Annotated in this window: 21 protein-coding genes; all 21 read right to left on the bottom strand. The window is 62.8% G+C overall.

From position 1 onward, the window contains the following. Positions 1-4: 4 nt before the first annotated feature. On the bottom strand, positions 5-1,534 hold the full coding sequence (gene nuoM, locus VC352_RS01910; RefSeq protein ID WP_322977880.1) for an NADH-quinone oxidoreductase subunit M: 1,530 nt from the start codon (positions 1,532-1,534) through the stop codon (positions 5-7). A gap of 13 nt (positions 1,535-1,547) precedes the next feature. Then, the gene (gene nuoL / locus VC352_RS01905) at positions 1,548-3,398 is read right to left on the bottom strand and encodes an NADH-quinone oxidoreductase subunit L (RefSeq protein ID WP_322977879.1); all 1,851 of its coding nucleotides are present in this window, start codon (positions 3,396-3,398) and stop codon (positions 1,548-1,550) included. Beyond that, positions 3,395-3,703 (bottom strand): NADH-quinone oxidoreductase subunit NuoK, encoded by a 309-nt coding sequence (gene nuoK / locus VC352_RS01900; protein WP_003460477.1) that lies wholly within the window; start codon positions 3,701-3,703, stop codon positions 3,395-3,397. The genes nuoL and nuoK overlap by 4 nt, the downstream gene beginning before the upstream one ends. Continuing rightward, the gene (gene nuoJ / locus VC352_RS01895; protein WP_041979356.1) at positions 3,700-4,209 is read right to left on the bottom strand and encodes an NADH-quinone oxidoreductase subunit J; all 510 of its coding nucleotides are present in this window, start codon (positions 4,207-4,209) and stop codon (positions 3,700-3,702) included. The genes nuoK and nuoJ overlap by 4 nt, the downstream gene beginning before the upstream one ends. Positions 4,210-4,219: 10 nt before the next feature. Continuing rightward, the gene (gene nuoI / locus VC352_RS01890) at positions 4,220-4,768 is read right to left on the bottom strand and encodes an NADH-quinone oxidoreductase subunit NuoI (protein ID WP_041979355.1); all 549 of its coding nucleotides are present in this window, start codon (positions 4,766-4,768) and stop codon (positions 4,220-4,222) included. 11 nt (positions 4,769-4,779) lie between these two features. After that, positions 4,780-5,772 (bottom strand): NADH-quinone oxidoreductase subunit NuoH, encoded by a 993-nt coding sequence (gene nuoH / locus VC352_RS01885; RefSeq protein WP_322977878.1) that lies wholly within the window; start codon positions 5,770-5,772, stop codon positions 4,780-4,782. Continuing rightward, complete coding sequence (gene nuoG / locus VC352_RS01880; protein ID WP_322977877.1) at positions 5,769-8,477, bottom strand: NADH-quinone oxidoreductase subunit NuoG; 2,709 nt, start codon at positions 8,475-8,477, stop codon at positions 5,769-5,771. Before nuoG ends, nuoH begins: the two co-directional genes overlap by 4 nt. Positions 8,478-8,535: 58 nt before the next feature. Then, on the bottom strand, positions 8,536-9,882 hold the full coding sequence (nuoF, locus tag VC352_RS01875) for an NADH-quinone oxidoreductase subunit NuoF (protein WP_322977876.1): 1,347 nt from the start codon (positions 9,880-9,882) through the stop codon (positions 8,536-8,538). Next, positions 9,879-10,379 (bottom strand): NADH-quinone oxidoreductase subunit NuoE, encoded by a 501-nt coding sequence (gene nuoE, locus VC352_RS01870; RefSeq protein ID WP_322978140.1) that lies wholly within the window; start codon positions 10,377-10,379, stop codon positions 9,879-9,881. Before nuoE ends, nuoF begins: the two co-directional genes overlap by 4 nt. After that, positions 10,376-12,157: an NADH-quinone oxidoreductase subunit C/D gene (gene nuoC / locus VC352_RS01865; RefSeq protein WP_322977875.1), complete on the bottom strand. Its 1,782-nt coding sequence runs from the start codon at positions 12,155-12,157 to the stop codon at positions 10,376-10,378. Before nuoC ends, nuoE begins: the two co-directional genes overlap by 4 nt. 63 nt (positions 12,158-12,220) lie before the next feature. Beyond that, positions 12,221-12,898, bottom strand: coding sequence for a NuoB/complex I 20 kDa subunit family protein (locus tag VC352_RS01860; protein ID WP_013715478.1), 678 nt, complete (start codon positions 12,896-12,898; stop codon positions 12,221-12,223). A 10-nt stretch (positions 12,899-12,908) separates the two neighbouring features. After that, on the bottom strand, positions 12,909-13,322 hold the full coding sequence (locus VC352_RS01855; protein WP_024308132.1) for an NADH-quinone oxidoreductase subunit A: 414 nt from the start codon (positions 13,320-13,322) through the stop codon (positions 12,909-12,911). Positions 13,323-13,959: 637 nt separating this feature from the next. Continuing rightward, positions 13,960-15,555: an isocitrate lyase gene (locus VC352_RS01850; protein ID WP_322977874.1), complete on the bottom strand. Its 1,596-nt coding sequence runs from the start codon at positions 15,553-15,555 to the stop codon at positions 13,960-13,962. Positions 15,556-16,117: 562 nt separating this feature from the next. Continuing rightward, a complete protein-coding gene (locus tag VC352_RS01845; RefSeq protein ID WP_322977873.1) occupies positions 16,118-16,927 on the bottom strand; it encodes a secretin N-terminal domain-containing protein in 810 nt (269 codons plus the stop codon). Next, entirely contained in the window at positions 16,924-17,565 is a 642-nt protein-coding gene (locus tag VC352_RS01840; protein WP_322977872.1) for a histone acetyltransferase HPA2, read from the bottom strand. Before VC352_RS01840 ends, VC352_RS01845 begins: the two co-directional genes overlap by 4 nt. A gap of 8 nt (positions 17,566-17,573) precedes the next feature. After that, positions 17,574-17,999, bottom strand: coding sequence for a GNAT family N-acetyltransferase (locus VC352_RS01835; protein WP_322977871.1), 426 nt, complete (start codon positions 17,997-17,999; stop codon positions 17,574-17,576). Next, positions 17,992-19,158 carry a cupin domain-containing protein gene (locus VC352_RS01830; RefSeq protein ID WP_322977870.1) on the bottom strand — a complete coding sequence of 389 codons (1,167 nt, stop codon included), beginning with the start codon at positions 19,156-19,158 and terminating at the stop codon, positions 17,992-17,994. The genes VC352_RS01835 and VC352_RS01830 overlap by 8 nt, the downstream gene beginning before the upstream one ends. A 78-nt stretch (positions 19,159-19,236) precedes the next feature. Next, positions 19,237-20,607 carry an adenylosuccinate lyase gene (gene purB / locus VC352_RS01825; RefSeq protein ID WP_322977869.1) on the bottom strand — a complete coding sequence of 457 codons (1,371 nt, stop codon included), beginning with the start codon at positions 20,605-20,607 and terminating at the stop codon, positions 19,237-19,239. 148 nt (positions 20,608-20,755) lie between these two features. Next, positions 20,756-21,619: a DMT family transporter gene (locus tag VC352_RS01820; protein WP_322977868.1), complete on the bottom strand. Its 864-nt coding sequence runs from the start codon at positions 21,617-21,619 to the stop codon at positions 20,756-20,758. Positions 21,620-21,621: 2 nt separating this feature from the next. Next, the gene (gene hflD, locus VC352_RS01815; protein ID WP_322977867.1) at positions 21,622-22,242 is read right to left on the bottom strand and encodes a high frequency lysogenization protein HflD; all 621 of its coding nucleotides are present in this window, start codon (positions 22,240-22,242) and stop codon (positions 21,622-21,624) included. Continuing rightward, positions 22,239-23,351 carry a tRNA 2-thiouridine(34) synthase MnmA gene (gene mnmA / locus VC352_RS01810; RefSeq protein ID WP_322977866.1) on the bottom strand — a complete coding sequence of 371 codons (1,113 nt, stop codon included), beginning with the start codon at positions 23,349-23,351 and terminating at the stop codon, positions 22,239-22,241. Before mnmA ends, hflD begins: the two co-directional genes overlap by 4 nt. Between the last annotated feature and the right edge of the window lie 51 nt (positions 23,352-23,402).

The raw sequence follows: 23,402 nt of genomic DNA, 5'->3' as shown, positions 1-23,402 counted from the left end.
ACCCTTACCGGCCCGAGGCGAGTTGATCGAGGGCGCCAGCCATCCACTGCTGCACGCCATGCATGCTGGCAGCGGAGGTATCGAGCACCGGTTGCGGGTAAACGCCAAGCAGAATCAGCAGTACGCCAAGGCCGAGCACCATGGCCAGCTCGCGCGGTTTGAGGCCGGGCAGCGGCGTATCCTGTTGCACCGGGCCGAAGTAGGCGCGGTGAATCATCGCCAGAGCGTAAACCGAGCCAAGCACCAGGCCAGTGGCGGCCAGCACCACGACCCAGGGCGCGCTGGGGAAGCTGCCGAGCAGAATGAGGAATTCGCCGACGAAGTTGCCGGTGCCCGGCAGGCCCAGCGCTGCAGCAGCGAAGAACAGGCTGATGGCCGGCAACCAGGGCATGCGCGCCCAGATGCCGCCCATCTGGCGCAGGTCACGGGTGTGCACGCGCTCGTAGAGCTGGCCGCAGAGGATGAACAGCGCAGCGGCCGACAGGCCGTGGGCAACCATCTGCACCACCGCGCCCTGCAGGGCGATCTGGCTGCCCGAATAGATGGCGATCAGCACGAAGCCCATGTGCGACACACTGGAGTAGGCCACCAGGCGCTTGATGTCGGTCTGGGCGAACGACAGCAGGGCGCCGTAGACGATGGCGAACACACCGAGCCACTGGGCGATGGGTGCGAACTCCGCCGAGGCATTGGGGAACAGCGGCAGGGCGAAGCGCAGCAGGCCGTAGGCGGCGGTTTTCAGCAGGATGCCGGCCAAGTCAACGGAGCCGGCGGTGGGAGCCTGAGCGTGGGCGTCCGGCAACCAGGAGTGCACCGGCACCACCGGGAATTTCACCGCGAAGGCGACGAAGAAACCGAGCATCAGCAGGTATTCGGTGCCGGGCGCCAGTTCGGTCTTCAGCAGGTCGGCGTAGTTGAACGTCAGTACGCCGGTCTGGTTGAAGTGCACGAACACCAGGGCCAGGATCGACACCAGCATGATCAGGCCACTGGCCTGGGTGAAGATGAAGAACTTGGTCGCGGCAGTGATGCGGGTGCGGCCGTCGCTGCCGCTATGACCCCAGAGCGCGATGAGGAAGTACATCGGCACCAGCATCATTTCCCAGAAGAAGAAGAACAGGAACAGGTCAACGGCGAGGAATACGCCGACCACACCACCGAGAATCCACATCAGGTTGAGGTGGAAGAAGCCGACGCGGTGCTGGATCTCGTTCCACGAACACAGTACCGAGAGCACACCGAGCAGACCGGTGAGCACCACCATCAGCACCGACAGGCCGTCCATCGCCAGGTGGATGGTGATGCCCAACCGCGGAATCCAGTCGATGACGAACTCGTGGGCCCAGCGTGGGCCGCCGTCCGGGGCGGGCGCCAGGGTGAAGTCGCCGCTGACCCACAGCCACAGGCTCAGGCCGAACAGCAGGCTCATGGTGATCAGGGCGATCCAGCGCGGCAGGACATGGCCGAAACGCTCGCCTTGCCAGCACAGCAGGCCGCCGATGAAGGGGATCAGGATTAGCCAGGGCAGAATCATCAGGCTGTTTTCCTTAACTCAAAAAGAGGATGACGGCGAGCACCAGTACGGCGCCCCCGGCGATCGAGGCGGCGTACCAGCGCACCTGGCCGGTTTCGCTGCGTACCAGTGCGGCGTTGCCACCACGCGCGAGCAGCGGAATCAGGCCGATGCTGCGGTCGATGGGGTCGCGGCGCAGCAGGTGGCAGAGCAGCAGATAAGGGCGCACGAACAGCTTGTCATAGAGCCAGTCGAAGCCCCAGGCCGCGAACCACAGGGCGCTCAGCAGGCGACCCGGCGCGCTCTGCGCCACGGCAGAGGCAACGCGGCGCTGGCCGAGGAAGAGCAGGGCGGCGATGACGATGCCGCTCACTGCGATCAGCCCCGACAGCAGTTCCAGGCTGTGCTTGGCCTCGCCTCCGGCATGGCCAGCGCTTTCCGGCAGCACGCCGGCCAGCGGCGGGGTGATCCAGGCGCCGATGAAGGTGGACAGCACGATCAGCACCAGCAGCGGCAGGTTATGGGCGACGCCATGACCGGCATGCGCCTCGGTCTTCTGCTCGCCGTGGAAGGCGATGAAGATCAGGCGGAAGGTGTAGATCGAGGTCAGGAAGGCACCGACCAGGCCGGCGTAGAGCAGCTCGCTATGGCCGCTGGCGAAAGCTTCCCAGAGGATTTCGTCCTTGGAGTAGAAGCCGGCGGTCAGCAGCGGCAGGGCCGCCAGCGCGGAACCACCGACGACGAAGCTGGCATAGGCCAGCGGCAGCTTCTTCCACAGGCCGCCCATCTTGAAGATGTTCTGCTCGTGGTGGCAGGCATGGATCACCGCACCGGAGGCGAGGAACAGCAGGGCCTTGAAGAAAGCGTGGGTCATCAGGTGGAAGATCGCTGCATCCCAGGCGCCGACGCCCAGGGCCAGGAACATGTAGCCGATCTGGCTCATGGTCGAGTAGGCGAGGATGCGCTTGATGTCGGTTTGTACCAGTGCGGCGAAACCGGCCAGCACCAGGGTCACGCCGCCAACGACGCCGACCAGCTCGAGAATCTCCGGGGTCAGCAGGAACAGACCGTGGGTACGGGCGATCAGGTAGACGCCGGCGGTGACCATGGTCGCCGCGTGGATCAGCGCCGACACCGGAGTCGGGCCTGCCATGGCATCGGCCAGCCAGGTCTGCAGCGGCAGCTGTGCAGACTTGCCCACCGCGCCGCCGAGCAGCATCAGCGTGGCAACCCACAGCCAGGCGTCGCCGGCTACGTACTTTTGCGGCGCCAGCACCATCAGCTCCTGGATGTTCAAGGTGCCGAGGTTGAGGAACAGGATGAACATGCCAATCATCAGGAACACGTCACCGACGCGGGTGACGATGAACGCCTTGAGCGCCGCGTTACCGTTGGGCACGTGCTTGTAGTAGAAGCCGATCAGCAGGTACGAGCACAGGCCCACGCCTTCCCAGCCGAAGAACAGCACCAGTAGGTTGTCGCCGAGTACCAGCAGCAACATGCTGAAGATGAACAGGTTGGTGTAGGCGAAGAAGCGCGAATAGCCTTCCTCGCCGCGCATGTACCAGCTGGCGAACAGGTGGATCAGAAAACCCACGCCGGTGACCACGCCGAGCATGGTGGCGGACAGGCCATCCAGATGCAGGGTGAAGCTCGGCGCCAGGCCTTCGACGCTCATCCACTGCCACAGGGTCAGGCTGTAGGCGCCGCTGGCCGGCGGATTGCCGAGAAAGGCGGCGATGACCCAGGCAGCGCTGGTGGCCGCCAGGCCGATGGAGCCGACACCGATCACTGCGCTGGTGTTTTCCGAGAAGCGTCCGCGCGAGAAGGCCAGCAGCAGCCAGCCGAGCAGCGGGAAGAATAGAGTCAGGGCTAGAAGGTTCATCCGCGCATCTCGCTGGCAGCGTCGATATCCAGGGTGTTGAAGCGGCGATACAACTGCAGCAGGATCGCCAGGCCGATGCTGGCCTCGGCGGCTGCCAGGGTGATCACCAGAATGAACATCACCTGGCCGTCAGCCGCGCCCCAACGGGCGCCGGCAACCACGAAGGCCAGTGCAGCAGCGTTCATCATCACTTCCAGGCTCATCAGGATGAATAGGATGTTGCGCCGCACCATCAGGCCGACCAGGCCGATGCAGAACAGCACGCCAGCCAGGGCCAGGCCGTGTTCGAGTGGGATGCCGGTCATACGGTGGGCTCCTTGGCGTCATGGCGGCCCAGGTGGTAGGCAGCGACCAGTGCGGCGAGCAGCAGCATGGAGGCCAGCTCTACGGCCAGCAGGTAGGGGCCGAACAGGCTAATGCCGACGGCCTTGGCTTCGACCGTGGTGTGGCCGATGTGGGCGTCGCTGACGTGATTCAGCAGTACATAGAGCAACTGGCCGAGCAGCAGGGCGCTGAGAATCGCCGGGCCGACCCAGATGCCAGGCGTCAGCCACTTGCGCTCCTGCTCGGCAGCAGCCGGGCCAAGGTTGAGCATCATCACCACGAAGACGAACAGCACCATGATGGCGCCGGCGTAGACGATGATTTCCAGCGCGCCGGCAAAGGGCGCACCGAGGGCGAAGAACACCATCGACACCGCCAGCAGCGAGACGATGAGATAGAGCAGGGCATGCACCGGGTTGGTGTTGGTGACCACCCCGACCGTTGCTGCCACCGCCACACCGGCGGCGAAGTAGAACGCGAATTCCATCAGAAGCTCCTCAAGGCAGCAGGCTCTTGACGTTGATCGGCTCGGCCTCGTTCTGCGCGGCGCCCTTGGGCTTGCCGGCGATGGCCATACCGGCAACGCGGTAGAAGTTGTAGTCCGGGTTCTTGCCGGGGCCGCTGATCAGCAGGTCTTCCTTCTCGTACACCAGATCCTGACGCTTGAACTCGCCCATCTCGAAATCGGGGGTGAGCTGGATCGCGGTGGTCGGGCAGGCTTCCTCGCACAGGCCGCAGAAGATGCAGCGCGAGAAGTTGATGCGGAAGAACTCCGGGTACCAGCGCCCGTCATCGGTCTCGGCTTTCTGCAGCGAGATGCAACCCACCGGGCAGGCCACGGCGCACAGGTTGCAGGCCACGCAGCGTTCTTCGCCGTCGGGGTCGCGGGTCAGGACGATGCGGCCACGGTAGCGCGGCGGCAGGTAGACCGGTTCTTCCGGGTATTGCAGGGTGTCGCGCTTGCGAAAGCCATGGCTGAACACCATGACCAGGCTGCGCAGTTGGGTGCCGGTACCGACCAGCACGTCCCAGATGTACTTGAACATTGCTTTTCTCCTTACTGGGCCGTGGCCAGCACGACGGCGCCGGTCACCAGCAGGTTGATCAGGGTCAGCGGCAGGCAGAACTTCCAGCTGAAGGCCATGACCTGGTCATAGCGCGGGCGTGGGATCGACGCGCGCAGCAGAATGAAGATCATGATGAAGAAGGCCGTTTTCAGCGCGAACCAGAAGAACGGAATCTGCGGCAGGATGCCGAACGGGCCGTGCCAGCCACCGAAGAACAGGGTGACAAGCAGCGCCGATACGGTGACGATGGCCACGTATTCGCCGACGAAGAACATGCCCCATTTCATCCCGGCGTATTCGATGTGGTAACCGTCGGCCAGCTCCTGCTCGGCTTCCGGCTGGTCGAACGGGTGACGGTGGGTCACGGCGACAGCAGCGATGAAGAAGGTACAGAAGCCGAAGAACTGCGGAATGATGAACCACAGGTTCTGCGCCTGGTAGTCGACGATGTCGCGCATGTTGAACGAGCCGACCTGCGCCACCACGCCCATCAGCGCCAGGGCCAGGAACACCTCGTAGGAGATAGTCTGGGCCGAGGCACGCAGGCTGCCGAGCAGGGCGAACTTGTTGTTGCTCGACCAGCCGGCGAACAGCACCGCGTAGACCGAAAGACCTGCCATGGCGAAGAAGAACAGGATGCCGATGTTCAGATCCGCCACGCCCCAGTTCGGGGTGATGGGGATGATGGCGAAGGCCATCAGCATCGCGGCGAAGGCGATCATCGGCGCCAGGGTGAAGATGAACTTGTCGGCGAACGGCGGCGTCCAGTCCTCCTTGAAGAACATCTTGATCATGTCGGCGGCGATCTGAAACATGCCGAACGGCCCCACACGGTTGGGGCCGTAGCGATCCTGCCACCAGCCGAGCAGACGGCGCTCGATGAAGCTCAGCAGCGCGCCGCAGACCACTACCACCAGCAGGATGACGATGGCCTTGAGTACCGCGATGACGATCTCGATCAGTTCGGGCGTAAACCAGTTCATTGCGCGGCCTCCTGCAGCAGGGTCACGCTGGCACCGGTGACGGCTGCCGGAATACCCGGCAAGCCAACCGGCAGGCCGACCAGACCGACGGCCAGATCGTCACGCACTTGCAGCGGCAGGCGCAGTGCCTGACCGTTGACGCGCAGGGTCAGCAGCGCGCCGTCGTTCACGCCCAGGCGGGCCGCTTCATCGCGGGCCAGGGCCACGTAGGGCTCGGGCATGCGTTCCTGGATCGGTTTGGCGCGCGCGGAGTTTTCCTCGCTGCCGAACAGGTGGTGCAGCGGCGCCACCTGCCAGGTGCCGGCTGCCGGGTTGAACGCGGCGTTCACGGCGAACCAGGGCAGGGCGTTACCGGCGGCTTCGAGCAGGCGCACGCCGGGGTCGCCGGCACGCAGATGACCACCGACCTCGTCCTGGAACTTGTTCCAGGCCTGCGGCGAGTTCCAGCCCGGCGACCAGGCGAACGGAATCTGCTGACGGTCTTCCTTGCTGCCGGCGTAGCCTTCCATGGAGAAGGCGAAGGCGCTGTCCTGATCTTGCGGCTGACGCGGCTCGTGCACGCTGATATTGGCGCGCATGGCGGTACGACCACTGTAGCGGTGCGGCTCGCGGGCAAGCTTGAGGCCTTTGATGCGGAACGAGGCGCTCGGCGCGGCATCCTTGATGCCAGCCAGCAGCGGGTTGCTGGCGGCGCAGGCCTCGGTGACCTGATCCAGTTGCGTCCAGTCCACGGCCTTGCCTTGCAGGGTGCTGTGCAGCGCGTGCAGCCAGCGCCAGCCTTCGCGGATCAGAATGCCCGCGTCGTAGTAGCTCGGCTCATAGACCTGGAAGAAGCGCTGGGCGCGGCCTTCCAGGCTGACCAGGGTGCCGTCGCCTTCGGCGAAGGAGGCCACCGGTAGCAGCAGGTGGGCGCGTTCGCTGGTGGCGGTGCGCTGGTGATCGGCGACGATCACCACCTGCGCGGCGCTGAGCCCTGCATCGACCTTGGCCGCATCGGCGCGGCGGTACAGGTCGTTTTCCAGCACGATCACGGCGTCGGCCTGGCCGCCACTCAAGGCATCCAGCGCAGCATCGACCGATTCACCGCCCAGTAGTGCCAGGCCCAGGCTGTTGGCTTCCGGTACCACCAGGCTCAGCGAGCCATTCTTCTCACGGTTCTTCAGCGCGCTGGCGATATTGGCGGCGGCTTCGATCAGGGCTTTGTCGCCCAGCGAGGCGCCGGAGACGATCAGCGGGCGCTGGGCTGCCAGCAGGGCGTCGGCGATGCGTTGTACCAACGCTTGTGCTTCGGCTTCCAGACCGTCGACGGCTGGGGCGCTGGAGTCGATGGCGTGGGCTACGGCGAAACCGATGCGAGCCAGGTCGGCCGGCGCGGCTTGCACGCTTTCGGCAGCCACGTCGTCCAGGCGGGTTTCCGCGACACTGGCGATAAACAGCGGGTGACGAGCATGCTGCGCAACGTTCTGCACGGCCGCCATGTGCCAATCCTGAATGCGCGCACCGGCAGCGATCTCGGTGGCCTTGCCCTTGACCGCCTGGCGCAGGGCCAGGGCCATGCGTGCGGCGGTCTGGGTCAGGTCTTCGCCGAGGACGAAGATGGCGTCGTGCAGCTCGACATCGCGCAGGGTCGGCGTCGGCAGCGGGCCATTCTGCAGGATGTCGCGGATCAGGCGGATATTGGCCAATTCGCTAGCGGCGATGCCGCTGTAGAAGTTGTCGGCACCGACCAGCTCGCGCAGGGCGAAGTTGGACTCCAGGCTGGCACGCGGCGAGCCAATGCCGATCAAGCGCTTGCCCTTGAGCCGCTCGGCGGCCTTGTCCAGCGCGGCATCGATGCCGACGGCCTGGCCGGCCAGCAGCGGCTGACGCGGGCGATCCGCATTGTTGACGTAGCCATAGCCGAAGCGGCCACGGTCGCAGAGGAAGTACTGGTTGACCGAGCCGTTGAAGCGGTTCTCGATGCGACGCAGCTCGCCGTAGCGCTCGCCGGGGCTGATGTTGCAGCCGCTGGAGCAGCCATGGCAGATGCTCGGGGCGAACTGCATGTCCCACTTGCGGTTGTAGCGCTCGGAGTGGGTCTTGTCGGTGAATACGCCAGTCGGGCAGACCTCGACCAGGTTGCCGGAAAACTCGCTTTCCAGCGTGCCGTCCTCGACGCGACCGAAGTACACGTTGTCGTGCGCGCCGTAGACGCCCAGGTCGGTGCCGCCGGCGTAGTCCTTGTAGTAGCGCACGCAGCGGTAGCAGGCGATGCAGCGGTTCATCTCGTGGGCGATGAAGGGGCCGAGTTCCTGGTTCTGGTGGGTACGCTTGGTGAAGCGATAACGACGGGCGTTGTGCCCGGTCATCACCGTCATGTCCTGCAGGTGGCAGTGACCGCCTTCCTCACAGACCGGGCAGTCGTGCGGGTGGTTGGTCATCAGCCATTCGACGACGCTGGCGCGGAACGCCTTGGATTCCTCGTCGTCGATGCTGATCCAGGTGTTGTCGGTGGCAGGCGTCATGCAGGACATGACGATGCGACCACGGGTGTCGTTCTCGTCGTTGTACTGTTTGACTGCGCACTGGCGGCACGCTCCGACGCTGCCAAGCGCCGGGTGCCAGCAGAAGTAGGGGATATCGAGTCCGAGGGACAGGCAGGCCTGCAGGAGGTTGTCTGCACCATCGACTTCGAAATCTTTGCCGTCTACGTGGATAGTGGCCATTTCTTTAAGTCTTCGTTTACCCGCTGGTTAAAGCGGCTGGCTAAGGGAATTCGTCTGTTCAGCTCGCGGTCGCCGGCGTGCGGGGCGTAGTCGCCACCTGGGCCACACCGGCCTCGAACTCTTCACGGAAATACTTGATGGCACTGCCCAACGGCTCCACGGCGCCTGGCGCGTGAGCACAGAAGGTCTTGCCCGGGCCGAGGAAATTGACCAGGCCGAGCAGGGTCTGGATGTCTTCGGCGGTGCCTTGCTTGCGCTCCAGAGCGCGGAGGATCTTCACGCTCCACGGCAGGCCGTCGCGGCACGGCGTACACCAGCCGCAGGACTCGCGGGCGAAGAACTCTTCCATGTTGCGCAGCAGGGAAACCATGTTGATCGAGTCGTCGACTGCCAGCGCCAGGCCGGTGCCCATGCGCGTGCCGACCTTGCCGATGCCGCCAGCGTACATCTGCGCCTCAAGGTGTTCGGGCAGCAGGAAACCGGTACCGGCGCCGCCAGGCTGCCAGCACTTGAGCTTGAAGCCATCACGCATGCCACCGGCATAGTCCTCGAACAGCTCGCGGGCGGTGATGCCGAACGGCAGTTCCCACAAGCCGGGGTTCTTCACTTTGCCGGAGAAGCCCATCAGCTTGGTGCCGTGGTCTTCGCTGCCGGGGAGGGCGAGGCTCTTGTACCAGTCCACGCCTTGGCCAATGATGGCCGGCACGTTGCACAGGGTCTCGACGTTGTTGACGCAGGTGGGCTTGCCCCAGACGCCGACGGCAGCGGGGAAGGGCGGCTTGGCGCGTGGGTTGGCGCGGCGCCCTTCCAGCGAGTTGATCAGCGCGGTTTCTTCGCCGCAGATGTAGCGGCCGGCACCGGTGTGCACGAACAGCTCGAAATCGAAGCCTGAGCCGAAGATGTTCTTGCCGAGCAGGCCTGCGGCCTTGGCTTCATCGATGGCGCGATTGAGGTTGGCCGCAGCATCGACGTACTCGCCGCGCAGGAAGATATAGCCGCGGTAGGCCTTGAGCGCACGCGCAGAGATCAGCATGCCTTCCACCAACAGGTGGGGCAGTTGTTCCATGAGCATGCGGTCTTTCCAGGTGTTGGGCTCCATTTCATCCGCATTGCACAGCAGGTAGCGGATGTTCATGGATTCGTCAGCCGGCATCAGGCCCCACTTCACGCCCGTGGGGAAGCCTGCACCGCCACGGCCCTTGAGGCCGGATTCCTTGACGGTCTGCACGATGTCGGCCTGGGCCATCTCGGTCAGTGCCTTGCGTGCAGCCGCGTAGCCGTTCTTCTGCTGGTATTCCTCCAGCCATACCGGCTGGGCGTCGTCACGCAGGCGCCAGGTCAGCGGATGGGTTTCTTCGCTGCGAGTGATGCGGTTGGCTGGGCCGATGGAGGTGAGGGTCTTCATTTGTAGGCCTCCAGCAGCTTGGCGACGCCGTCAGGTTGGACATCGCCGAAGGTGTCGTCGTCGATCATCAGCGCCGGGGCCTTGTCGCAGTTGCCCAGGCAGCACACCGGCAGCAGGGTGAAGCGCTCATCGCTGGTGGTCTGGCCAAGGCCGATACCGAGTTGCTTCTGCATCTCACTGACCACCGATTCATGGCCGCCGATGTAGCAGGTCATGCTGTCGCATACGCGAATCACGTGGCGGCCCACCGGCTGGCGGAAGATCTGGCTATAGAAGGTGGCCACGCCTTCGACGTCGCTGGCAGGAATGCCGAGGATTTCGCCAATGGCGTCAGCGGCGCCGTCCGGCACCCAGCCGCGGGCTTTCTGCACGATCTTCAGCGCCTCGATGCTGGCGGCGCGCGGGTCTTCGTAGTGGTGCATCTCGTGCTCGATGGCCGAGCGCTCGGTTTCGCTGAGGGTGAAACGGTCAGTCTGAATTAGTGTGCTCATGATCAGCGGTCCACGTCGGCCATGACGAAGTCGATACTGCCCAGATAGGCGATCAGATCCGCCACCATGCTGCCGCGGATCACCGAGGGGATCTGCTGCAGGTGGGCGAAGCTGGGGGTACGAATCCGGGTGCGGTAGCTCATGGTGCTGCCGTCGCTCGTCAGGTAGTAGCTGTTGATGCCCTTGGTCGCCTCGATCATCTGGAAGGCTTCGTTGGCCGGCATAACCGGGCCCCAGGAAACCTGCAGGAAGTGGGTGATCAGGGTTTCGATGTGCTGCAGCGTGCGTTCTTTCGGCGGCGGCGTGGTCAGCGGGTGATCGGCCTTGTAAGGGCCTTCCGGCATGTTCTTCAGACACTGATCGATGATGCGGATGCTCTGGCGCATCTCCTCCACCCGCACCATGCAGCGGTCATAGGCGTCACCATTGGCCGCCAGCGGTACCTCGAACTCGAAGTTCTCGTAGCCGGAGTAGGGGCGCGCCTTGCGCAGGTCGAAGTCGCAACCGGTGGCGCGCAGGCCGGCACCGGTGGTGCCCCATTCGAGCGCTTCCTTGGTGTTGTACTGCGCCACACCAATGGTGCGGGCCTTGAGGATGCTGTTCTTCAGCGCGGCCTTCTCGTATTCGTCGAGGCGCTTGGGCAGCCAGTCGACGAATTCCTTGACCAGCTTGTCCCAACCGCGCGGCAGGTCGTGGGCGACGCCACCGATGCGATACCAGGCCGGATGCAGGCGGAAGCCGGTGATGGCTTCGATCACCTTGTAGGCGCGCTGGCGGTCGGTGAAGGTGAAGAACACCGGGGTCATGGCGCCGACGTCCTGGATGTAAGTACCCAGGAACAGCAGGTGACTGGTGATGCGGAAGAACTCGGCCATCATCACGCGGATGAAATCGACGCGGGCTGGCACCTTGATGCCGGCGAGTTTCTCCACCGAGAGCACGTAGGGCAGGTTGTTCATCACCCCGCCGAGATAGTCGATGCGGTCGGTGTAGGGGATGAAACTGTGCCAGCTCTGCCGTTCGGCCATCTTCTCGGCACCACGGTGGTGGTAGCCGATCTCTGGCACACAATCGACGATCTCTTCACCGTCGAGCTGCAGGATGATGCGGAAGGCGCCGTGGGCGGACGGGTGGTTGGGGCCGAGGTTGAGGAACATGTAGTCCTCGTGCTCACCGCCGCGCTTCATGCCCCAGTCTTCGGGGCGGAAGCGTGCGGCTTCTTCTTCCAACTCTTGTTTGGCCAGGGTCAGGCTGAACGGATCGAATTCGGTGGCGCGCGCCGGGTAGTCCTTGCGCAGCGGATGACCTTCCCAGGTCGGCGGCATCATGATGCGGCTCAGATGCGGGTGGCCGGTGAAGGTGATGCCGTAAAGATCCCAGACTTCGCGCTCGTACCAGTTGGCGTTGGGCCAGATACCGGTGGCGGTGGGCAGGTTGAGGTCGCGCTCGGACAAGGCGACCTTGATCATTACGTCACTATTACGCTCCAGCGACATCAGGTGATAGAACACCGTGAAGTCGGCTTCCGGCAGGCCGCGACGCTGGGTGCGCAGGCGTTCGTCGACGCCGTGCAGATCGTAAAGCATCACGTAGGGGCGCGGCAGGTTACGCAGGCAGGTGAGCACTTCGATCAGGCGCTCACGGGCGACCCAGAGTACCGGCATGCCGGTGCGGGTCGCTTGCAGGGTGAAACTGTCGTCGCCAAAGCGGGCGCGCAGTTCGGCGACGACGTCCTGGTCGTCAGCCTTGTAAGGCGGTATGGACACAACGGTGTCTTGAGTCATGGTCTCGGTCGCTGTCGATCAACGTAGAAAGTGGGCGTGACGCTTGCGCAGGCAAGCATCGGCTCAGACTTCGTCGGGGCTACGCAGGTTGGTAACGGCGATTCGCTGCTCGCGACGCTGCTCCTTCTGCGAAGGCATTTCGGCACGGTAGATGCCTTGATCGCCTACGACCCAGGATAGCGGGCGGCGCTCCTGGCCGATGGATTCCTGCAGCAGCATCAAGCCTTGCAGGAACGCCTCGGGCCGGGGCGGGCAGCCGGGAATGTAGACGTCCACGGGGAGGAACTTGTCCACGCCCTGAACGACCGAGTAGATGTCGTACATGCCGCCGGAGTTGGCGCATGAACCCATGGAGATGACCCACTTGGGCTCCAGCATCTGCTCATAGAGACGCTGGATTACCGGGGCCATCTTGATGAAGCAGGTGCCGGCAATGACCATGAAGTCGGCCTGGCGGGGTGATGCGCGAATGACTTCCGCACCGAAACGCGCCACATCGTGCGGGGCGGTGAAGGCGGTGGTCATTTCCACGTAGCAGCAGGACAGGCCGAAGTTGTACGGCCACAAGGAATTCTTGCGCCCCCAGTTGACCGCGCCGTTAAGCACGTCCGAGAGCTTGCCCATGTAGATGTTCTTGTGAACCTGATCCTCTAGCAGCGGGTCGGAAACGACCTCCCGCTGGCCGATCGGATACGCCTCATTGGGCGCATTCGGGTCGACCCGAGTAAGTTTGTATTGCATCGCCAAAGCCTCATTGTTTTAGCTTCGCCTGCCGTTCACGACGTCCCTGCGGTGCCCAATCGAGCGCGCCGATACGCCAAAGATAGACAAGACCTGCCAACAGAATTGCTATGAAAACTGTAGCTTCGATCAGGCCTGCCCAGCCGCTTTCGCGCACCGAGACTGCCCAAGCGAAGAGATAGAGGGCTTCAACGTCGAAGATCACGAAGAGCATCGCGACCAGATAGAACTTGGCTGACAGGCGCAGACGCGCACTGCCGGTGGGAAGCATGCCCGACTCGAAGGGTTCGTTCTTGCTGCGTCCCCAGGCTTTGCTGCCGAGCAGGCTGGAAAGGCCGAGCATAAAGGCGATGAGCCCGCAGACACCCAGCAAGAAAACAGCGAAAGCCCAGTTCTGGGACATGGTCGTTACCGCATCAGGCATGCCGGTACCCCTTGGTAAAGAGACGGCTTCTATTATTCGTGATGGAGCCGTGCAGGTAGCACGTGCTCTGAAAAATCCTGAAAACAATTCTATGCGCTGTTAAAGGTAGAAGTAAATTTCCATTTGAAAAATAAATCACGCAACGCTTTGTTGTCTGAGTAGTTTTAGCAGAAATAGCGGTAATTGCACCTTGGTTTCACGGCAGCGCCCCTGGCTGGCCTCTGGCAAAGCCGTTGCAGGCCCCTGAAACGGCGCTTTCAGCCTTCGCCGGGCGACGAGCCAGGCGCTGATGGCTGCATTTGAAAAGGCTTTCGCGCGTCTTTCGCACTAATACCAAGGAATGAGGAAGTGCAACTTCCGCATCGATAGTTGCGATGAAGTGTTATTCACGAAGCGGGGCGGCGATGCGATTGGAAATTTCGCGGCCATATACGGATATGGCTCGTTTTGGCTGCGGAGACTCGCTGGAGTCGTTTGCCGCGACGGGTTTAAATTCCATTATGGAATTTAAAGCATTCTTTATATGCAGGAATGCCTTGTCGATTCGCGTGCCTTGTGCATAAAAAAGCCCCGGCAAGCCGGGGCGGATTAGGCAATTGGCCGCTGCGGGTGCGTGGCCCGCAGGGGAGAACCGTTCTTAGTGGAACTGGTTCATGGTGTTGTCTTTACCGCTCGCCTTCAGAGCAGCTTCGCCAGCGAAGTACTCCTTGTGGTTGTCGCCGATGTCGGAGCCAGCCATGTTCTGATGCTTGACGCAGGCGATACCCTGACGCAGCTCCTGGCGCTGAACACCTTTCACGTAGGCCAGCATGCCCTGGTCGGCGAAGTAGCCTTTGGCCAGGTTGTCGGTGGACAGGGCCGCGGTGTGGTAGGTCGGCAGGGTGATCAGGTGGTGGAAGATGCCGGCGTGAGCCGAGCCATCGCGCTGGAAGGTGCGGATCTTCTCGTCTGCAACCTTGGCCAGTTCGGTCTCGTCGTACTCGACGCTCATCAGCTTGGCGCGGTCGTATGCGGATACGTCCTTGCCCTCGGCGGCGAATGCATCGAACACCTGCTGACGGAAGTTCAGCGTCCAGTTGAAGGACGGACTGTTGTTGTACACCAGCTTGGCATTCGGGATGACTTCACGGATGCGGTCAACCATGGCCTTGATCTGGCCAACGTGCGGCTTCTCGGTTTCGATCCACAGCAGGTCGGCGCCGTTCTGCAGGCTGGTGATGCAGTCCAGTACGCAGCGGTCTTCGCCAGTGCCAGCGCGGAACTGGAACAGGTTGGACGGCAGACGCTTCGGACGCAGCAGCTTGCCGCCACGATTGATCACGACGTCGCCGTTGCCCAGGTCGCTGGCAGCAACTTCTTCGCAATCCAGGAAGCTGTTGTATAGGTCGCCCAGGTCGCCCGGCTCTTTGGTGACTGCGATCTGCTTGGTCAGGCCGGCACCCAGGGAGTCGGTACGGGCGACGATCACGCCATTGTCGATACCCAGCTCGAGGAAGGCGTAGCGAACGGCAGCGATCTTGGCGAGGAAGTCAGCATGCGGAACGGTCACTTTGCCGTCCTGGTGACCACATTGCTTCTCGTCGGAAACCTGGTTCTCGATCTGGATGCAGCAGGCGCCGGCTTCGATCATGCGCTTGGCCAGCAGGTAGGTGGCTTCCGGGTTACCGAAGCCAGCATCGATGTCGGCGATGATCGGGACGATATGAGTTTCGAAGTTGTCGATCTGGTTCTGGATCTCGGCAGCCTTGGCGTGGTCACCAGCGTCACGAGCGGCGTCCAGGGCGGTGAACAGCAGATCCAGTTCGCGGCTGTCAGCCTGACGCAGGAAGGTGTAGAGCTCTTCGATCAGGTCGGAGACGGCGGTTTTTTCGTGCATCGACTGATCCGGCAGCGGACCGAAGTCGGAGCGCAGTGCGGCGACCATCCAGCCGGACAGGTACAGGTACTTCTTGTTGGTGGTCTTCAGGTGCTTCTTGATCGAGATCAGCTTCTGCTGACCGATGAAGCCGTGCCAGCAGCCCAGGGACTGGGTGTAGAGGGAGGAGTCGGCGTCGTACTCTTCCATGTCCTGGCGCATGATGTCGGCGGTGTACTGGGCGATTTCCAGGCCGGTCTTGAAGCGATTCTGAGCGCGCATACGAGCGACGGACTCAGGGTTGATAGCGCTCCAGCTGCTGCCGAATTTCTCTTTCAGAGCGGCTACAGCCTTGATGTCGTTTTGATATGCGGACATGGTCAATCCTTCAGATGTGTGTGGGTTGAGCACCAACTACACACGCTAGACGCGCATGAGTGCGACGGCTGCGGGCGGCTACCACTTTGACGGCGGGGGAACGGCTGAAAAGCGAGGGTGTGCTGCGAAGAGGGGGATGTAGGCGAGCAGTCCGCTGGCTGTCGCAGAGCGTTGGGCTCGTGGAAACCCTTGGCACTGCGCCGTACATGGCGAGCTGTCTGTTACTTAACGCTTCCCCGTCCCTCAGGACAACTTCGTTCCAGTCGCAACCTCGTCGTACGGCCTTGTGGGCTGTTGGGACACGGATCGTCGCGAAGTGCTTCGATGACGATCTGGAGATCCTTTTCAGGACCCCTGGCTAGCGGGAGCGAGGCCATCATGCCTCTGGGAAAATGCTTCGTCAAACGTTTTGTAGTGGTTTTTTCAAGCTACTACATATTCAGTCCGCGACTGCCTGGTCACGTGCGGCAGCCCACCAGGCGGGCGTTTCAGGGATTTCGGGGGCTGCGCGATTTGTCCATGCCCCGGAGGGCGGAGTGGCATACGACTTTGGTCGATAGGGTCAGTCGAGCGCCTCGACCTTGACGCGTAGCGACATATCCTCACGCCCTTGCGTAGTGCTGCGGCGCAATACGTCACGACCGTCGGAGCTGGTTTGCTCGCTGACCCCGCCCAGGGGAATCCATTCGCCCAGTCGGCCGCTGACGCGAGTGTCGGTGCCTTGCACGTCGATAACGCCGGGTCGATTATTGCTCACGCGATCCTGTTGGCTGCTGATGGACAGATGCACCAACTCGCCAGAGAGGCTGGCCGTCACGTAAAAGCCGCGCGTCACGTCGCGATATTGGGTGTCCTGATAGATCTGGCCGTAGGGACCGGTGCTGGTGGTGGTCAGCGGGACGCTCTGGCCGACCTGGATCAGCGCCGGATAACCCTCGGTGGCTTGCACCTGCTGGGTGCCACCGCCGCGGCTATCGGTGCTGCGACGGATGATGCGCACCTGGTCGCGACCGTTGACTTCGCCGCGGCCGATCTGAGCTTCGGCATTGCCAGCGCTGAGCGTGCCGTCGACACGATAGCCTCGGTCATTCTGGTAACTGCTGTCGCTGCTCTCGACGGTGATCAGCAGGCGACGCGGGCGAGTATCCAGTTGCTGCAGAAGCAGACGAACTTCGCCGATCTTGGCTGGTGAGGCATTGACGACCAACTGGTTGCCGTAGGCGCTGACCTTACCCTCGTTGCCTAGCATCGATTGCACCACGCCCAGCACATCGTCGGCGGTGCGGTAGTTCAACGGGATCAGTTCGGTCGCCGCCTGCAGTGGCAGGCACAGGCCAAGGAGCAGGGCGGCGAACAGCGTGCGCAGGGTCATGGCAGAAAGCTCCGCAGATCAGGATCGGTGATGCTGGTGTCCCAGGCCTGGTCGAACTGGGTTTGCCGTTGGCGCACACGCGCCGGATCGTTGTACAGGGTGTAGCCGGACTGCTGGTTCAGCTCCGGGATCAGGAACAGCCCTCGGTCGTCGGCGATCAGAAAGGCCAGTTCATCGCTGGGGTAATCAGGGTTGAATTTGCGGATATGCAGATTGGAGGACAGGCGGCGCGACAGGGCGAGCAGTCGATGGCCTTCCTTCACTGCGCGGGTTGTATCGCGCAACAGGATGCGCAGACGCGCCCGCGGGCTGCTCAGCAGAAAGCGGGTGCAGGCTTGCTGCACGCTGCTGCTGTGATAGAGCCAGGGCTCGAGATCCTCGCTGTACAGGCATAAGCTGCGTTGGGCCTGCTGGATCAATGCCAGTGCATGAGCGCGTGCTTCCTGCGGCATGCTGAAACGCTCCAGAGGTTCGTGCTGGCCGAGGATGAATGGTGCAGGCTCCGATTGTGCCGTATCCGCAGTGGCGGGCTGTGGATTGTGCACGGCAAAACGCCCCGGCGACTCGAATTCGATAGCTGTCAGCTCAAGGGCTTCTGGCGTATCGATCGGTTCGACCGGGGCGTCTTTGTCGTTCATCGTGCTCTCTACTGGCTGGTGCGCACCATATCCACATGCGGTATGCCGGCGTCGAGGTACTCGTCGCTGACAATGCTGAAGCCTAGCCTTTCATAGAACGGTGTGGCATGCACCTGCGCGGTGAGCATTTGCTGATGCAGGCCGCGTTTTTCGGCTTCGGCGATTACCGCCAGCATCAGTTTCTCGCCGACCTTGAGGCCGCGCCAGTCCTTGAGTACCGAGACGCGACCAATGTGGCCGTCCGGCAGCAGGCGCGCGGTGCCAACCGGGTAATCACCTTCCTCAGCGAGAAAGTGCACGGCCTCGGTATCTTCGGCGTCCCACTCCAGTTCCGGCGGCACCGATTGCTCGGCAACGAACACGCTGTCGCGGATACGACGAAGTTCGGCATTGTCCCTATGCCAGTCCGCGACACGGACGGTGATCTCACTCATCGGCAAATCCCAGGCTGCCTTGTTTGACCAGTTCCCACAGCAGGGTACGCCCCTCGTCGTCAGCCAGCCAGGCGCCGAGGTTTTCTACATGTAACGCATCGGCACTGCAGATCAGCTTCAGCAGCTCGCGCAGGCGGGCGGAAACCAGGCGACTCTGGCCGCTGGCGAACAGCACCAGGTCTTCACCCACCTCCGACCAGGCCATGCGGGCGCTGGGGTTGCGGATGATGATCGCGCCGTCTTCGAGGGCGCCGAGGAAGTCTTCTTCCTCGATCTCGATGCCAGCGACCAGTTCCGGGTACTTGGGCTCGGTCATGAACTGGCCGAACCAGGTCATCAACAGGCGCTCGTCGCTCATGTGTTCGTTGAGAAGAGCCTTGAGGCGTTCCAGGGCATCGCGCTGGATCTGGTTGGGATCCTCGCTCGGCTGGATGTCGGCATCGCTGTAACGCTCTTCGTCGGGCAGGAACTGGCCGAGGAAATCGGTGAAATGGGTCAGTACTTCGGCGGCGCTGGGCGCGCGGAAGCCCACGGAATAGGTCATGCAATCATCCTCGGCAATGCCGTTGTGGGCCAGGCACGGCGGTAGATAGAGCATATCGCCGGGCTCCAGTACCCACTCATCAGTTGGTTCAAATTCAGCCAGGATCTTCAGATCGGCGTGGGGGAGCAGCGGGCTGTCGGCATCGCACATCTGGCCAATCTGCCAGCGGCGATGGCCGTGGGCCTGCAGCAGGAATACGTCGTAGTTGTCGAAATGCGGGCCGACGCCGCCACCGGGGGCGGCGAAGCTGATCATCAGGTCGTCGATGCGCCATTTGGGCAGGAACTTGAAGTCTTCCAGCAGTTCGGCCACTTCCGGAACGAACTGATCGACGGCCTGCACCAGCAGCGTCCAGTCGCGCTCGGGCAGATCCTGGAAGGTGTATTCGTTGAACGGGCCGCGCTGCAGCTCCCAGGGGCGCTCGCCGTGCTCGATCACCAGGCGCGATTCGACTTCTTCTTCCAGCGCCAGGCCGGCCAGCTCGTCCGGGCTGATCGGGCTTTCGAAGTCCGGGATCGCCTGGCGCACCAGCAGCGGCTTCTTCTGCCAGTAGTCGCGCAGGAATTCACGGGCTGTGAGGCCACCCAGCAATTGCAGCGGAGTATCAGGATTCATCAGTAAGCCCTTGAAATAGATAAAAACCTTAAAACAAAAACGCCCGGCTCAGCCGGGCGTCCTCGAGGCTGATCGCGCTTAGATACGCTTGGCCTGGGCCACGGCGTTACCGATATAGCGCGCCGGGGTCAGTTGCTTGAGCTCTTCCTTGGCGGCGGCTGGCATGTCCAGTCCATCAATGAAAGTTTGCAGGGCTTCGGCGCTGATGCCCTTGCCGCGGGTCAATTCCTTGAGCTTCTCGTACGGGTTCTCGATGGCGTAGCGGCGCATCACGGTCTGGATCGGCTCGGCGAGCACTTCCCAGCAGGCATCCAAGTCTTCAGCAATTTTCTGAGCATTGAGCTCCAACTTGCTGATTCCCTTGAGGCTGGCTTCATAAGCGATGACGCTGTGGGCGAAGCCGACACCCAGGTTGCGCAGCACGGTGGAATCGGTCAGGTCGCGCTGCCAGCGGGAGATCGGCAGCTTGCTGGCCAGGTGCTGGAAGATCGCGTTGGCGATGCCCAGGTTGCCTTCGGAGTTCTCGAAATCGATCGGGTTGACCTTGTGCGGCATGGTCGAGGAGCCGATCTCGCCGGCCACGGTCTTCTGCTTGAAGTAGCCGAGGGAGATGTAGCCCCATACGTCGCGGTCGAAGTCGATCAGGATGGTGTTGAAGCGGGCGATGGCGTCGAACAGCTCGGCGATGTAGTCGTGCGGCTCGATCTGGGTGGTGTAGGGGTTGAAGGTCAGGCCCAGGTCGCCTTCGATGAACTGACGGGCGTTGGCTTCCCAGTCGATGCTCGGGTAGGCCGACAGGTGGGCGTTGTAGTTGCCCACAGCACCGTTGATCTTGCCCAGCAGCGGCACGGCGGCGACCTGAGCGATCTGGCGCTCCAGGCGGTAGACAACGTTGGCCAGTTCCTTGCCCAGGGTGGTCGGCGAAGCCGGCTGGCCGTGGGTGCGCGAGAGCATCGGTACGTCAGCGAACTTCACTGCCAGCTCGCGAATGGCGCCTGCCAGTTGCTTCATCAGCGGCAGCAGCACGCTGTCACGGCCTTCACGCAGCATCAGGGCGTGGGACAGGTTGTTGATGTCCTCGCTGGTGCAGGCGAAGTGGATGAATTCACTGACCTTGTCGAGCTCCGGCAGCTTGGCAGCCTGTTCCTTGAGCAGGTACTCCACGGCCTTGACGTCGTGGTTGGTGGTGCGCTCGATTTCCTTGACGCGCTCGGCGTGCTCGACGGCGAAGTTCTCGGCCAGCTCGTTGAGCAGGGCATTGGCTTCGGCGGAGAAGGGTGCGACTTCCGGGATGCCCTCGTGGGCGGCCAGGCGCTGCAGCCAGCGCACTTCGACCAGTACGCGGCTACGGATCAGGCCGTATTCGCTGAAGATGGGGCGCAGGGCGCTGGTTTTGCCGGCGTAGCGGCCGTCGACGGGGGAAACCGCGGTGAGCGAGGAAAGCTGCATGTGGGCGTTCTCGAGCTGTCGGGCTGAAAAGTCATCCGGAGCCGCTGCGCGTCGTGCCTGCTTCGATGAAGCGGGCTCTAGCTCAGGTGCCTGGACGACCTCTGACGAAAAGGGCGCATATCATACATGAAAACCGGCGCTTGGCCGTCTATGCCTTGCGTCTTGCGACCGATAACAGACTGGCGGCAAAGATCAGCGCTGCACCCAGCAATGACAGTCTGTCCGGTGTCTCGCCCCAGAGCAGCCAGGCGATGAGGCCGGCGAAGACGATGGCCAGGTAGGCCACGGGGCCGATCAATCCCGGTGGTGCCAGGCCGTAGGCGCGCGACATGATCACCTGGCTGGCGGTGGCCAGCAGGCCGATACCCAGCAGCCAGCCAAGCTGGTTGGCGTCCAGCGGCTGCCAGCTCCAGGTCAGCGGAATGGCGGAAAACAACGCGGAAAACAGCGAGAAATAGAAGACGATGCGGGTTGCCGGCTCGCTGTCGCTCATCTCGCGGATGGAGACGAAAGCGAAGGCTGCCAACAGGCTCGCCGCCAGGCCAACCAATGCCGCGCCCTCGAACAGGGCGGCGCTGGGCTTGGCCACCAGCAGCACGCCGCACAGACCGACCAGGCTGCTGATCAGCATGCGTCGGGTCAGCGGCTCCTTGAGCCAGATATGCGCGATCAGCGGGGTGAACACCGGCGCTGAATAGGTGAACAGCATGGCGTCGGCAAGTGGCAGGTGGGCGATGGCGTAGAAGAAGCAGTACATCGCCGCCAGGCCGTAGGTGGTGCGCCATAGATGAGATTTCAGGCGTGTCGTGCGTAGCGGGCGCACGCCGCGCACTAGTAGCAGCGGCAGAAAGAACAGCACGCCGACCAGGTTGCGGAAGAACACCACCGACTCGTTGTTGACGCTGGCGGATATTTCGCGGATTCCGGCCCCGGTGAAAGCGAACAGCAGGGCCGAGAGTGCCAGCAGCAGGGCACCCTGAAGGGGTTTGACGCTGCGGCTGGCGGGCTCCATGGTCAGTTTCGCGTCATGTCGTAGAGCGCTTTGAGCAGCTTGCCGCGGCTGAACACCAACTGCCAGCGGTGGCCGCCGAGTTGGCGCCACAGGCGCGCCGAGCGAATGCCGGCGAGTAGCAGAGCGCGGATCTTTGCCGCGTTGTTCGGCTGTTGCAGAAAGCGCATGTCGCCATGCACCTGGATGCGCTGGCGGAAGGTGCTGATGGTGTCCTGGTACAGGCCGCCACAGGCCGCGATGACGTTGTCATGCACCAGGCCGAAATGCTCGACCTGTTGCTGGATCTGATCCAGCCGACTGCCCATGATTTCCAGCATGTCACTGCGTTTGTCCAGTTGACGCTCCAGGCCGATCAGAGCTAGCGAATAACGCAGCGGCTCGCGTTGCAAGGCGGCTGGGTTGCGCTCCAGGGCACTGATGAGCGCACGATAACCTTCGCGCAGGTTAAGGTCGTCACCACCGTAAACATCCAGGGTGCTTTTCGGATCGCGAACGAGCAGGCTGCCGAGCATGCAGCCCATCGATGCTTCGCTGATCTGGCCGGTGCGGGCGATCTTGTCCGCCAGTACGGCGGCTTCGAAGACGGCGCCGAGGGCAACCAGTTGTTCCTGAATCGGACTCATCGGGCGTCCTCGTACCAGGCTTCGGCGGTTTCGATCACGCCGCCGCCGAGGCAGACCTCGCCGTCATAGAACACCACGGACTGGCCTGGGGTGACTGCACGTTGCGGCTCGTCGAATACGGCGCGATAGCCGTTCTCGGTCTTCTCCAGGGTGCAGGACTGGTCGCTCTGGCGGTAGCGCACCTTGGCGGTCAGGCGGCGCGACGTGCTGAGATCGACTGGATTGACCCAGTAGATGTCCGAGGCGAGCAGGGCGCGGGAGAACAGCCAGGAGTGTTCGTTGCCCTGGCCGACGATCAGTACGTTGCGTGTCAGATCCTTGCGCAGTACGTACCAGGGTTCATCGCCCGCATCTTTCAGACCGCCAATGCCCAGGCCCTGGCGCTGGCCGATGGTGTGGTACATCAAACCATGATGGCGGCCGATGACCTGGCCTTCCGTGGTTTCGATATCCCCGGGCTGCGCCGGCAGATACTGCTTGAGGAAATCGCTGAAGCGGCGCTCACCGATGAAGCAGATGCCGGTCGAGTCCTTCTTCTTCGCCGTGGCCAACTCGTATTTCTCGGCAATGGCGCGTACCTGCGGCTTTTCCAGTTCGCCGACCGGGAACAGGGTCTTGGCGATCTGCTCACCGCCGACGGCATGCAGGAAATAGCTCTGATCCTTGTTCGGATCCAGGCCCTTGAGCAGTTCGGTGCGGCCATCGATGTCGCGGCGACGCACGTAGTGACCGGTGGCGATCAGATCCGCGCCGAGGCTCAGGGCGTAGTCGAGGAAGGCTTTGAACTTGATTTCGCGGTTACACAGGATGTCCGGATTCGGTGTGCGTCCGGCCTTGTATTCGGCCAGGAAGTGCTCGAACACGTTGTCCCAGTATTCCGCAGCGAAGTTGGCGGTGTGCAGCTTGATGCCGATGCGGTCGCATACGGCCTGGGCGTCGGCCAGGTCATCCATGGCGGTGCAGTATTCGGTGCCGTCGTCTTCGTCCCAGTTCTTCATGAACAGGCCTTCGACCTGGTAACCCTGTTCCATCAGCAGCAGGGCAGAAACGGACGAATCGACGCCGCCGGACATGCCGACGATCACGCGTTGGGTGCTGGGTGCTTGCATGGGAGTCTGCGAGTAAAGCCTGAAAAGCCGTCAAGTTTACCAGAAAGCCTG

The organism is Pseudomonas sp. C11 (assembly GCF_034683865.1).
Lineage (GTDB): Bacteria > Pseudomonadota > Gammaproteobacteria > Pseudomonadales > Pseudomonadaceae > Aquipseudomonas.
The sequence above is the reverse complement of the archived record's forward strand: the minus strand, read 5'-3'. Positions and strand labels throughout refer to the sequence as shown.